A 13640-nucleotide genomic window follows, 5' to 3' on the forward strand; every position below is an offset into this window, starting at 1 on the left:
TGAAAAGTTAAAAAGTTAAGGATATAATTCAATTACAATTGAATTATTAAAAGTTTATATAAAAACTCAGCTTTTAGCTGAGTTTTCTCCTTAATCTTTCACTTTTTCACTCATTCACTTTTCTAATTTTTATAAGGGGGTTTTTTATGAATATAATAGTAGGAAACGCATGGCCATATGCAAATGGACCATTACATTTAGGAAGAATAGCAGTATTGCTCCCAGGAGATATAATTGCTAGGTATCATAGACTTATGGGAGATGAAGTTGTATTTTTATCAGGAACAGATTGTCATGGTACGCCAGTAACTATGAAAGCAAAAGAAGAGGGAATAACTCCATTAGAGGCAACTATTAAATATCATGATGAGTTTAAGAGATGTTTTGATAGTCTAGGATTTTCCTTTGATGTTTTTGAGAAGACTCACTCTGATTATCATGAAGAAAAGGTTAAGAAATTTATCCTTGAATTATATAATAATGGGTATATATATGAAAAGGAAATAGAACAAACATATTGTGAAAATTGCCATGAATTTTTATCTGATAGGTATATAGAAGGAAAATGTCCACATTGCGGGGAAATAGTCTCAGGTGACCAATGTGAAAGCTGCTTGGAGATAATAGATTCAGAGGAACTTTTAGATAAAAGATGTAAGCTTTGTGGTAATGAAACAATATTAAAAGAAACAAAACATTTATTTTTTTCACTTTCAAGTTTTGAAAATGATGTTAGAAGACTTTTAATTAGGCAAAAGGGTTGGAGAGAAAATGCTCAAAAAATAGTAAAGAGATATTTAGATGAAGGATTAAGAGACAGGGCTGTGACAAGAGATTTTAATTGGGGAGTAGATGTTCCTTTAGAAGGATATGATGATAAAAAAATATTTGTTTGGATTGAAGCGGTAATGGGATATTTAACAGCTAGTATGAAGTGTTTAGAAGAAAGAAACGAAGATTGGAAAGAATATTGGCAGGGGGAAGACTCAAGAGTTTATTTTGTTCATGGTAAAGATAATATACCATTCCATACTGTAATATTTCCAGCTATATTAGCAGGTATTGGAATAAAGAATCCTAATTTGAGAGTTATATCAAGCGAATATATGAAGTTAGAAGGGAAAAATTTCTCGTCAGTTAAAAATTGGGCTATATGGGGTGACTATATAGTTGATAATTATGATGTTGATGAGTTTAGATATTATTTAGCGCTGAATTCTCCAGAAGTAAAGGATACTGATTTTACTTGGAGAGATTTTATAAATGTAGTAAATAGGGATTTAGTTAATTCATTAAGTAATTTTATTAATAAAACAATTGATTTTATAAATAAAAATTATGATTCTAAGATACCTAATGGAATTATATCAAATGATTTTAAAAATGAAATATTAAATCTATATTTTGATGTAGGAGATAATATAGAAGAAGGTAAGTTTAAAAATGCAATTTTAGATATTATGTCTTATGTCAAAAAAATGAATAAATATCTTGAAGATGAATTATTAAAGATAAAATTACAAAAGAGTAATAAGGAAATTAAAAATAAGATTTATGAGTGCGTTCAAGTAATTGCAAATTTATCTAACTTATTAGAACCATTTATGCCAGATACTTGCAAGAAGATAAGAAACTCTTTAGATTTAGAAGAGCCCATATGGAGCTATATAGAAAAGAAGAGTGAAGAAGTTTTATCATTAGAAATATTATTTAAAAAGCTTGATAAGAAAAGAGCCTTTGAAGAAGTTAAGAGGTTAAAGGAAGAAAGAAATTAATGATTTAAATGGAAAAACCCTAGATTAAATCACTTTGGGGAATAATTTAATCTAGGGACCATTAGATGGTTTTAGGGGTAAATAATAATGCTTTAACTACTTTACAGTTATTATAATACATTAATAATATGACAATAGTGTGACAAAAAAATAAATAAACTATGAATGCTTTATAAAGATCTTCTTATAATAAATAGATAAATTTAAAAATAAGGATAACTTTACATACTATTTAATATTTACAATTTTATCTATTAGTTGTATAGTAATTTTGTTAACAAAATATTAACTTTATATTAACAATTGAAATTATTTAAATTATAAGGAGAATAATTTATGGACAAGTTTGCTATTTTAACAGGTTTAATAGGTGGACTAGGTTTATTCTTATATGGCATGAAGCTTATGGGAGATGGTCTAGAAAATGCTGCAGGTGAAGGCCTAAAATCAATACTAGAAAAGTTAACGAGCAATAAGTACATAGGAGTTTTAGTGGGTGCATTGGTTACTGCAATAATACAGAGCTCAAGTGCAACAACGGTTATGGTTGTAAGCTTTGTAAATGCAGGATTAATGAACTTATTTCAAGCAACAGGAGTAATAATGGGAGCTAATATAGGTACAACTATTACAGCTCAAATGGTATCTTTTGATTTAGATGCAATTGCACCATTATTTATAGGCGCAGGTGCTATAATAATGCTTATAGCCAAGAAGAAAAGAGTTAGAGATATAGCAAGTATAGCTTTAGGATTTGGTATTTTATTTATGGGGATGGGCGTAATGTCAGATGCCATGAAACCAATAGCGGAGGCGAGTTGGTTTAAAGAATTTGTAATGGTAGTTGCAGATAATAGTATTTTAGGCTTAATAGCTGGTCTTGGTATGACAGCTGTTGTACAAAGCTCATCAGCGACAACTGGTATTTTGGTTGCTCTTGCAACAACTGGTGCAATAGATATGCGTTTAGCATTTCCTGTAATATTAGGTTGTAATATAGGAACTTGCGTAACAGCAATATTAGCGTCATTAGGAGCAAATAGAACTGCAAAGAAAGCTGCATTGATACACTTACTATTTAATTCAATAGGAGCATTAATTTTCTTACCATTTATAAATCCATTTATAAGATTAGTAGAATCAACTGATCCAACAAGTGTAGCAAGACAAGTTGCTAATGCTCATACTATATTTAATATTACAGTTACTGTATTATTATTACCGTTATCAGCATATTTAGTTAAAATAGTTAACAAGATTCTTCCAGGTGATACTGAAATAGAAAAAGAAGGAGCTATATATTTAGATAAGAATTTATTAGAAACTCCTATAGTAGCAAATGGACAAGTACTTAAAGAAACAATAAGAATGGCTACTAAAGCAAAAGAAAACTTAGAGTTAGCTATGAAGGCATTTACTGAAAATAGTACTGAATCAGCTGAAAAGGTATATAAAAATGAAAAAATAATAAATGCATTAGAAAAGGATATAACTGATTACTTAGTTGAACTTTCACAACTTGATTTACCAGAAGAAGACATAAAATTATTTAGTTCAACATATCATGTAATTAATGATATAGAGAGAATTGGGGATCATGCGGAGAATATAGCAGATCTAGCTGTAGAAAAAATGAATAAGAATATTCATCTTGGAGATAAAGCTAAAGAAGAATTATCACTAATATTTGATAAAACTGTTAAGGCTATTGAAGTTGCTATTAGTAGTTATAATAGTAAAAATCCAACAGCTCCAATGGAAATAGAGCAAATAGAAAATGAAATAGATAAGCTAGAAAAGAAATTTAGAGAAAATAATATAAAGAGATTAAATGAAAAATCATGTTCTGCAGCATCAAGTGTTATATTCTTAGATTTAATAAGTAATCTAGAGAGAATAGGTGACCATGCCAACAACATCGGAAATGCAGGGAAAAAACATAGTGTATAACAGTATATAAATAACATAAAGGAGTCTGCTTAGTTTTTTAGCAGACTCCTTTTTTGCCTACGGATAATATATATAAATAAAGATAAAATGTGTATTCTATCGTTTTTTGTAATATAATAATATTTATAATAATTTCAGAATTAATTGGAGGAATGGATATGGAAAATAAATATGTAATATTTGATACACATGCTCATTATGATGATGAAGCTTTTGATGAAGATAGAGAAAGTGTATTTAAACAAATTAAGGAAAATGGAGTTATAGGTATACTAAATTGTGCTTCTAGTTATGAAAGTATATCAAAAGCTAATAAATTGACTCTTGAAAATGATTTTATTTATGGAGCTTTAGGTATACATCCAGAAAATGCAAATGAATTTAATGACGATGTAGAAAAAGAAATTTTAGATTTAGTTGAGAAGAATAAAAAGATAATCGCTATTGGAGAAATTGGATTAGATTATTATTGGGACGAAAATCCATCAAAGGATATACAAAAGAAAGTTTTCAGACAACAAATGAAACTTGCAGAGAAACTAAATCTTCCTGTAGTAATACATGATAGAGAGGCACATGGAGACACTTTAGAAATTATTAAAGAATTTCCTAATGTAAAGGGAATAGTTCACTGCTTTTCAGGTAGTACCGAATTTGCTATGGAATGTATAAAACATGGATACTATATTGGAATAACAGGGGTAGTTACATTTAAAAATGCAAAAAAAATAGTAGAGGTGGTTAAGCATGTCCCACTAGAAAAATTACTAGTTGAGACAGATTGTCCATATATGGCCCCTGTACCAAATAGAGGAAAGAGGAACAAATCGGACTATATAGCTTATATAATAGAACAAATTGCTATAATAAAGGAATTGAACCCAAAAGAAGTTAATTTGGCTGTAAATGATAATTTTAAGAGGTTGATTGGAAATAATTTATAAAGTACAATAAAAAAGTAATAACTTCAAAAAAATTACAAATTCATTATTTTGTTAACATACACGGAAAAGTCATATAAAGAACGTATCTACTTTTTGTAAAAGGCTGCAAAATTGCTATTATTTATAATTTATATTTTAAGTATGCATATGATGCATTTATACGCAGTTTCATTAATGCAGGAGGTCTTAATTTGACAAAAGCGTTTAATTCAATTATAATGCAAAAGACGCTCTTGCCAAAGGAGGTAAAGTAGATGGTAGAAAAATGGAAAGAATACATGAAAAATAATTTTTCTAACGGTCCAAAGGCAAAAATACTGATGGGTGTAGCAGTATTTGCTATTATATTATCAGTGACGTTCATAAATATGAGAAAGACAGTAACAATGGAAATAGACGGTAAAGAAGAAACGTTTGTCACATATAAAGGGACTGTTAAAGATGTGTTGGATACAAACGGGGTAGAAGTTAACCCTAAAGACAAAGTTCAACCAGCTTTAAATAGTAAGGTATCTGAAGGAGATACAATTTCTATTAAGAGAGCTGTTTCAGTAGAACTTACTGTAGGAGATAAACAAGTAAAAATTGACACTGCAGAAGATACTATTGAGGAAATGCTAGAAGTAGAAGAAGAACTTAAGAATCAAGGCATTGAATTTAATGAAGGTTTAGACGAGATAACTCCTGCATTAAATACGAAAATTACATCGAATTTAAAAATTAACCTTGTTAAGGTTGAGGTGAAAAAAGAGTTAGCCAAGGAGGCTATTGATTTTGATGTAGTAGTTGAAACAGATGCAAACCTTGATAGTGGACTAGAAGAAGTTAGACAAGATGGAGCTTCAGGAGAAAAGGAAGTCACTTATGAAATAGTTTACAAAAATGGTGAAGAATTTTCTAGAGCTGTTAAAAGCTCCAAGGTAGTAGCAGAACCAGTTAATAAAGTAGTTGCACAAGGAACAAGAAAAACCTTTGCAAGTAGAGATGGTCAGCTATTAAATTATAAGAGCGTAATATATTGTGAGTCTACTGCATATAGTGGTGGTGGAGTTACAGCAACAGGGACTGTACCTGTTAGAGATCCAAATGGTATAAGTACTATAGCTGTTGATCCAAGAGTTATTCCTTTAGGAAGTCTAGTTTATGTAGAGGGATATGGAAGAGCTGTAGCTGCAGATACTGGTGGTGCTATAAAAGGAAATATCATAGATGTATATGTAAATTCTGAAGCAGAAGCATATAATAACTGGGGGAGAAAATATAACGTTCCTGTTTATATTTTAGCTTATCCAGGGGAATGGTAAAATAAGAGGGTGCTCTAAAGTTAGGGCATCCTTTTATTTTCTAATTAATTTGACATAATAAGAATATAAGGATAAATTATTACTTAGATGTAATAAATAAAGGATTTTTTTATTAACGGAAAGGAAGTTAATATTTTGATTAAAGAGGTTATTGTTGTTGAAGGTAGAGATGATATAACTGCTGTTAAGCAAGCTGTTGATGCTGAAGTTATAGCAGTTGGTGGATTTGGAATAAATGCTAGGGTTATAGAAAGAATAAAAGAGGCTCAAAAAAGAAAAGGTGTAATAGTTTTAACTGATCCTGATTTTGCAGGAGAAAAGATCAGAAGTATAATAGCTAAAAGAGTGAAGGGAATAAAGCATGCTTATATAGCCCAAGAGGATGGAATAAAAGGTGATGATATAGGCGTAGAAAATGCAATTCCAGAGGTGATTATAGAAGCTTTAAATAGGGCAAAAATATCAGAAGAGGTAGTTGATGAAGTATATACTTCTGAAGATATGTTCCATTTTAAACTTACAGGTGATATTGATTCGAAAAGAAGAAGAATAATCCTAGGAAAAGAACTAGGAATAGGATATGGAAATGCAAATCAGATGTTAAGTAGATTAAATAAATATTCTATAACAAAAGAGGAATTCATTAAGGCAATACAAAAAATAGAAGAAAATTTAGAGGTGAAAAAGTAATGGAAATACAAGATATAAAAACGGCTGAGCTAGTTAAAAAATATAATTTTAAGTTTTCCAAAAGCTTAGGACAAAACTTTTTAATAGATGATTCAGTTCCAAGAGATATAGTAGCTGGTGCTGAAGTAGATGAAAATGACTTAGTAATAGAAATAGGACCGGGAGTTGGTACATTAACAGCTCAATTGTTAAATAAGGCTAAAAAAGTAGTAGCTATAGAATTAGATAATGATCTTATACCTATCTTGAATCAAGAAATAGGAGATAATCCTAAATTTACATTAATACATAAGGATGCTTTAAAGGTTAATTTTAATGAGATAATTGGAGAAGAAAAAAGTGTAAAGCTTGTTGCTAATTTACCTTATTATGTTACTACGCCTATAATAGTTAAATTATTAAAGGAAGGCTATAACTTTAAATCATTAACTATAATGATACAAAAGGAAGTTGCAGAAAGAATGAATGCAAATCCTGGGAACAAAGATTATGGTTCTCTTTCATTATTAGTTCAATATTACTGTAATACTAAAATAGTTAGAAGAGTACCACCTCAATGCTTCATACCAAGACCAAAAGTTGATTCTATAGTGATAAGATTAGATAAATTAAGTGAGCCAAAAGTTAAAGTTGAAAATGAAAAATTATTTTTTGATATAATTAGAAATTCATTTAATATGAGAAGAAAAACTCTTTGGAATGGTGTGAAAAATATCGGATTAAGTAAAGAAAACTTAGAATTAGCATTTAATGAGGCTAATATTGATCCAAAAAGAAGAGGCGAAACTTTAACTATTGAAGAGTTTGCGACTTTGTCAGATAAGATAAATCAATATTTAAGATAGATTTCGATTTAATATAGTAATTATTTTACTCGTGAGAAATTTGGTGTAATATCAAATAATCTCACGAGTTTTATTTTTAACATATTTAGATATGATATGCATATAATGTATTGAATTAATGTAAAGTGGAGGTTCTAGAGGTTTGTCACAATTAAATAAGTTGTATAGAAATTTTATTATTTTACAAGAAGACGAAAGAGGCTACTCTAATTCTAATGACAAAACCTTATCAGGATATTCAAAGATAGAAGCAAGAGGAGATACATGCAAAATTTCTTTCTATGCTCAAAATCTAAGGAATGATGATGATGATGATTATTGCATTTTAGCTATATGCAATAAGAAAGATACTAAGAAAATAGTAGATTTAGGTAAAATTACTATTTCCGATGGTGGAAAGGCAGAAATAACAAAGGAGTATTCTGTTGATGATATAGCAGGATTAGGAATATCTTATGATAAAGTATCAGGAGCTGCAATAGCTAAGATGAAAAATGAAATTCCAATTATAATAATGTGCGGTTTCATAAATGGAGAACAACCAAGTGAAAATTGGAAAAATTACAAGATAGTAAAATCTGCTCATGAAAAAATAAAGGATAAGATTGAATATATTAAGAAAGATGAAAAGAAGAAAAAGGATGAAGATAAATACCATGAAAAGAAGAAGTGTGATGAAGAGAAACATCATGAAGATAAGAAGAAAGAAAAGAAATGTGATGAACATAGAGATGAAGATATTAGAGGTGAAAGACCTATTATAGAGGAAATTGATAGTATTGATCCTATAAATATAGAAGACGAAAAGCATTTAGAAGAATCAGAAGAAGTTGTAGAAGAGCCTACTAATTTAGTAGAGATTGTTAGCGCAGATAATCCGTTTATTAATCAAAAGGTTGAAGAAAACCCATTTGCAAATAAAACTGAGGATATTGATTATTACGGAATGAATTCATTAAACAGAGATGGTAATCATGATAGTATTGATGAAGAGGAGATTATTAACGAAGATAATCAATTTACTGAGCAAGAGATTGGAGAAAATCAAGTTGAAAGTAAAGAAGAAAACATTAATCAACATGAAATGGATTCATTAAACAGGGGCAATAAGAAGAATAAATTTGATGAATACGAAGAGAAGATAGATGAAAAAATAGAAGATAATATAGAAGAGGAGCCGAAGGTATTTACAATAAGAGGAAGTGTTGGAGAATACTTTGAGGGAATTGCCAATGGATTTGAACACTGCAGAGGGGAATATCAAGAAATAAAATATTGTAAGTGGTATAAAGTACCTGTTCATGATTTGCATGAAATGTGTAATATGTCAAATTATAATAGATATACAGTAGCATATTATCCAATGCTTAATTACTATCCATATATAAGAAAGTATGGACACTTTATGCTTGGATATAAATGTGATAAAGATGGAAATATAAGATATATAGTTTATGGTATTCCAGGAAAGAAAAATAGAGATGAGCAACCTTATGAAGGAAAGACTGGATTTGTAACTTGGATTAATGATGAAACTAGGGATGGAATGGGATGCTGGTTAATGTTCTATGATTTCAGAAATTCAACTGTTGTAGTACCTATGCAATAGAGTGCTATAGCAGGGTGTACTTATAAATCCTGATGAGTATATTAAATGAATAAGAAAAAAATCTATATAATAACCCTAATGGTATTCCTAATGTTTCTTATAGTCTGTATGAAGAATCTATTTATAAATGATATAAGAAAAGTTGCAATTTCAAATAATAATATAGAAGAATTTGATGTTTATTTGTTGAGAGAGGGGAAATATAAAATTTCACTACCAATAGGGTGGGAAATAGACGATAATTCCAATAGTTATATAAATATTAATTTTACTGATGGGAAAGATATTCATGGAAATATATCTATTACAAATGATGAAATAGAATCTATTTGTAATGATATAACAATAAATAAAGATGATATAAAAATAGTAGAGGATGATAGTACTTGGTATATTATAAATAAAAAAGAGGACGATACTATAAATAAATATTATCTTAGAAATTACTCAGAGGGAAAAGTTCTTATGATTAAATATTCCTATATAAAAGGAAAAGAAAAAAATAGCATAAATGTTGTCTTTGATAATATATCAAAGAGTTTTCAATAATCATTTAATAAAATTTGCTATTAAAGAATTAAAGTATTATAATTTATTTATAGTTAGGAGAAGCTAATGCTTCTCCTAATTAACTATAAGTTATTGTAGGGATACTATTGACTTTTTAATAGAGGGGAAGGATATAATTGAAAAAGCCAATAAAAAGTATAATTACTATATTAGTGATAATTCTGTCATTTAGCTTAACATCTTGTGGGATGATAGATAATATAAAAAGTAAATTTAAAAGCGATAACGGTTATTTTGATTACTTAGGAAGTGGAAAAGTAGAGGTTATAAGTATTCAAAGTGTCAGAGATAAGTCATTTAAGTTTCTTGTAACTGATGATAAAGCTATATTAAACATGTATAACCTTTTATCAAAGGCAAAGGTTAGTGAAAAAAAATCAGATTTACAGCCAGACTACATATTTGAAATAAAAGTTGGTGATGAAGTTAAGACTTTTAATTATGTAGTCGGGGCATATGATGGAAACTTTTATAACGATGATATTAGTTTTACGGTTTCTAAAAGATTGGATGAAGGGATTCTTCAAAATTTATCAATAATTAGAAAGCCTAGAGATTTTGAATACATATATTATAATTCTATATTAGATGTTATGAATCTTCAAAAAGAGGTTCTTAATGATGGAAATAATAAGATTGGAATTGACGTGCAAGAAGATGTAGATTGTCTAAAATATATATTTTCTTCTGATATAGAGGATTTTCTCACAAGAGCGAGAAATATTACACCTAATGTAGAGATGGTAAATAACAATCAAAATGATTTTGATATTGTTATAAACATCAAAAATAGGGGACATAATTCAACTATATATAAGAGTAATATAACAGTGCAAGATAAGAAAAATAACATAGAGTATTATTACTATGTAGTCGGGGAAAATGAATTTAAGGAATGGAATATTTCTATTTATACTAAAGATAATATTCCAAAAGAAGTAGAGAAAAACTGGTAGGAGGTAAGTATTATGTCAGGTTGTTCAACTTGTCCAAGTAAAAATAAATGTAGCTCAAAGGATACTGTTGGAGCACAAGGTTGTGGTAAGCTATTACCTAAGTATGGTGAAATAAAGAATGTAATTGGAATAATAAGCGGTAAAGGTGGAGTAGGTAAATCTACAGTTACTGGGATATTAGCAAGTACATTAAGAAAAAAAGGATATAAAGTCGGCGTTTTAGATGCTGATATAACAGGTCCTTCAATGCCAAGATTTTTTGGTATAAGTAATAAAAGAGCAGTTATTGAACCTATTGATGAAAATAATTTTAAATATAATCCAGTAGAATCAAAGGGTGGAGTAAAAGTACTATCAATGAATCTACTAATACCAAAGGAAGATGATCCAGTTGTTTGGAGAGGTCCTATAGTAACAAGTGTTTTAACTCAACTATTTACTGATACAGTATGGGGAGAGTTAGATTATTTATTAATAGATATGCCACCAGGTACATCAGATATAACTTTAACAGTAATGCAAAGCTTCCCTATTACAGAGCTTATTATTGTTTCAACACCACAAGATATGGTATCTATGATAGTTAAAAAGGTAATAACAATGGCAAATAAGATGCCTTTACCAATAAGAGGTGTTGTAGAAAATATGTCTTATATAAATTGTCCAGGTTGTGATACCAAGATGAGAGTGTTTAGTAAAAAATCAGCAGAAGAGCATGCTGAATATTTAGGTGTACCTTTAATTGGAGAACTTCCAATTAATGTGGATTTAACTGAAGCTTTAGAAGAAGGAATAGCAGAGGAATATGTAATAAATAATGATTTATATTCATTAATTTTTGAAGGTTTGTATTAGCAAGAAATACATAAAATATATATTCATGGGTAAAATAGTAGTGATATTAATAAAGAAAGGAAGATTACAATATGGAAGCTCATGTAGATAAAGATACTTGTATTGGATGTGGATTATGTACATCAATTTGTGAATCAATTTTCGAAATGGATGATGATGGAAAGGCAGTGGCAAAAAATCCTGATGTTCCTAGTGAATTAGAAGATGAAGCTAAGGATGCAGAAGCTAGTTGTCCAGTAAATGCAATAAGCGTATCATAATAAAAAGATGCTTGAATATCAAGCATCTTTTTATTATTAAAAAAAATCCACTATTTTATCTTGAGTCAATTTAGGTTTATTACTAGTGCTGCAGCTTAAATTATTAGAGTCAAGATTAACTACAGCACCAACACTTAAATAATCACTTACTTGAGTAAGTGGAACTTTAACAACAGTATCATCTTCTAAAGCTACAAAAGCTTCAAAGTAATTATAATCAATAATTTTACCTTTCAAAATAACACCACCTAAAAATTTATAATGTTATTTTGTGCAAAATTAAAAAATATAATACAAAAAGGTAACTATTTATAAAGGTCCTTATAAATTATTTTAAATACCTTTAATGCCTCTTCTATCTTAGGCTTTAAAAGATGTTTTCTAGATTCATATTCCTCTATTCCTTTTTGAGTTAAGGAATAAACTTTTTGAAATTTCTTTTTAGGATCATCCCATTCACCAATTATATATTCATCTTTTTCTAATTTCTTTAGTAAAGGATAAATACCACCAGTACTAGGAATCCAAAGTCCGTTTGTACGTTCACCTATTTTATTTGCAATATCATATCCATTTGAAGGAGCAATACTAAGTATATGAAGAACATATATAGGTAATAGACCTTTAGTAAATACTTGACCAACAGATTCTTTTTCTTTTTGAATCTTTTTTAATTCTGAAAGTTTTCTTTTGTATTCTTCATGGAGTCTTTTTTCTTCCTCTTTTATATCCTCTATACTGCTTAGGTGAAGGTTGTAATTATCCATATTAATAAACCTTTTGAATTGCTAGGCCAAGTAACCCGGGTCCTCCATGTACTCCCAAAGCAGGGCTTATTTGGGATATATCAAGACTAACTATATTTTTTAAGCCTTTCAGAGATTCCATGAAATTTTTTGCTTCTTCTAAAGCTCCACCTTGAAGTACCCAAACTTTACAAGGTCCTAAAGCAAGTTCATCCTTTAATATATTTGTAAGCTTTAATATTGATTGTTTTCTTCCTCTAGCTTTACATACAGTATAGTAGACACCTTCTTCATCAACAGTTACAATAGGCTTTAGATTCAACATTTCTCCTATTGTACCAGATATCTTACCTATTCTTCCGCCTCTTTTTAAGTATTCTAATGTGTTTATAGTAAAGTATCCAGTAATATTTATTCTTATTTTTGGAATTTCAGATACTATTTCCTCAAATGTTTTTCCATCATTAATTAAATTAGCAACCTCTAATGCAACAAGGCCCTCAGGCATAGCTAAAATTTTAGTATCAAATACATAAGATGTTAGTTGAGGATGATCCTCTAGTGCTAATCTTATTGAGTTAAATGTTCCTGATAGGCCGCTAGAAATAGTTATAGCAATAACATGAGTATAGCCTTCATTTTCTAATGAAACTAAAATTTCTTCCATATTTTCTGCACTAGGTAAAGATGTTTTAGGAACTTCTTTTTCTAGGTTATCGTAAATTTCGTCAGCAGATATATCTATCTTATCTCTATATTCTTTATGAGAGTAAGTAATTCTAAGTGGAAGTAAATGAATATTTTTTTCCTTAAGTGTCTCAAGAGATAAATCACACGCACTATCAACTATTAATGCTATTTTTTGCATAAAAATCCTCCTAATATAAAATAATTTAATATAATTCTATAATCTCAAAATCTTAAAAATCTATACATTTTTATTATATCATAGCAAATTTATATATCAATACTGATACTTAAAAACTATATCACTATTGATATAGTTTTGTTGAGAGAAATTTTTATTTGTCAACTTTATATAATCATAAAAAGAAGTAAATATAGAAGAAAACACCATATATTAAAAGTAAATCTATTGAAATCTAATTATATTACAATTTGAAATGAATATTTTT

General features: G+C 28.9%; 14 protein-coding genes. 11 read left to right on the forward strand and 3 right to left on the reverse strand.

What is annotated here, in order from left to right; all coding sequences use genetic code 11:
• Positions 1-146 precede the first annotated feature (146 nt).
• The 11 genes from metG to CSBG_RS17185 all read left to right on the forward strand — a co-directional run bounded on the left by metG (position 147) and on the right by CSBG_RS17185 (position 11758).
• A complete protein-coding gene (gene metG / locus CSBG_RS17135) occupies positions 147-1775 on the forward strand; it encodes a methionine--tRNA ligase (protein WP_008681516.1) in 1629 nt (542 codons plus the stop codon).
• Positions 1776-2111: 336 nt separating this feature from the next.
• Positions 2112-3725, forward strand: a complete 1614-nt coding sequence (locus CSBG_RS17140) for a Na/Pi cotransporter family protein (protein WP_008681517.1) — start codon at positions 2112-2114, stop codon at positions 3723-3725.
• A 158-nt stretch (positions 3726-3883) separates the two neighbouring features.
• Entirely contained in the window at positions 3884-4669 is a 786-nt protein-coding gene (locus CSBG_RS17145; RefSeq protein ID WP_008681519.1) for a TatD family hydrolase, read from the forward strand.
• Positions 4670-4923: 254 nt separating this feature from the next.
• The gene (locus CSBG_RS17150; protein ID WP_008681521.1) at positions 4924-5973 is read left to right on the forward strand and encodes a 3D domain-containing protein; all 1050 of its coding nucleotides are present in this window, start codon (positions 4924-4926) and stop codon (positions 5971-5973) included.
• 135 nt (positions 5974-6108) lie between these two features.
• On the forward strand, positions 6109-6663 hold the full coding sequence (gene rnmV, locus CSBG_RS17155; RefSeq protein ID WP_008681524.1) for a ribonuclease M5: 555 nt from the start codon (positions 6109-6111) through the stop codon (positions 6661-6663).
• Positions 6663-7508: a 16S rRNA (adenine(1518)-N(6)/adenine(1519)-N(6))-dimethyltransferase RsmA gene (gene rsmA, locus CSBG_RS17160; protein ID WP_008681526.1), complete on the forward strand. Its 846-nt coding sequence runs from the start codon at positions 6663-6665 to the stop codon at positions 7506-7508. Before rnmV ends, rsmA begins: the two co-directional genes overlap by 1 nt.
• 142 nt (positions 7509-7650) lie before the next feature.
• On the forward strand, positions 7651-9117 hold the full coding sequence (locus CSBG_RS17165; protein WP_008681528.1) for a hypothetical protein: 1467 nt from the start codon (positions 7651-7653) through the stop codon (positions 9115-9117).
• A gap of 108 nt (positions 9118-9225) precedes the next feature.
• The gene (locus tag CSBG_RS17170) at positions 9226-9666 is read left to right on the forward strand and encodes a hypothetical protein (protein ID WP_235840804.1); all 441 of its coding nucleotides are present in this window, start codon (positions 9226-9228) and stop codon (positions 9664-9666) included.
• A gap of 137 nt (positions 9667-9803) precedes the next feature.
• Positions 9804-10643: a hypothetical protein gene (locus CSBG_RS17175; protein ID WP_008681533.1), complete on the forward strand. Its 840-nt coding sequence runs from the start codon at positions 9804-9806 to the stop codon at positions 10641-10643.
• A gap of 12 nt (positions 10644-10655) precedes the next feature.
• A complete protein-coding gene (locus tag CSBG_RS17180) occupies positions 10656-11498 on the forward strand; it encodes an Mrp/NBP35 family ATP-binding protein (RefSeq protein WP_008681534.1) in 843 nt (280 codons plus the stop codon).
• Between the two features lie 71 nt (positions 11499-11569).
• Positions 11570-11758 (forward strand): ferredoxin, encoded by a 189-nt coding sequence (locus CSBG_RS17185; protein WP_008681536.1) that lies wholly within the window; start codon positions 11570-11572, stop codon positions 11756-11758.
• 36 nt (positions 11759-11794) lie between these two features.
• Here the strand turns inward: CSBG_RS17185 and CSBG_RS17190 are convergent, their stop codons facing one another.
• The 3 genes from CSBG_RS17190 to CSBG_RS17200 all read right to left on the reverse strand — a co-directional run bounded on the left by CSBG_RS17190 (position 11795) and on the right by CSBG_RS17200 (position 13372).
• On the reverse strand, positions 11795-11995 hold the full coding sequence (locus CSBG_RS17190; protein WP_008681537.1) for a hypothetical protein: 201 nt from the start codon (positions 11993-11995) through the stop codon (positions 11795-11797).
• Positions 11996-12063: 68 nt separating this feature from the next.
• Positions 12064-12525: a PadR family transcriptional regulator gene (locus CSBG_RS17195; protein ID WP_008681539.1), complete on the reverse strand. Its 462-nt coding sequence runs from the start codon at positions 12523-12525 to the stop codon at positions 12064-12066.
• 1 nt (position 12526) lies between these two features.
• Positions 12527-13372 (reverse strand): DegV family protein, encoded by an 846-nt coding sequence (locus tag CSBG_RS17200; protein WP_008681541.1) that lies wholly within the window; start codon positions 13370-13372, stop codon positions 12527-12529.
• Positions 13373-13640 lie beyond the last annotated feature (268 nt).

The organism is Clostridium sp. 7_2_43FAA (assembly GCF_000158375.2).
GTDB lineage: Bacteria > Bacillota > Clostridia > Clostridiales > Clostridiaceae > Clostridium > Clostridium tertium.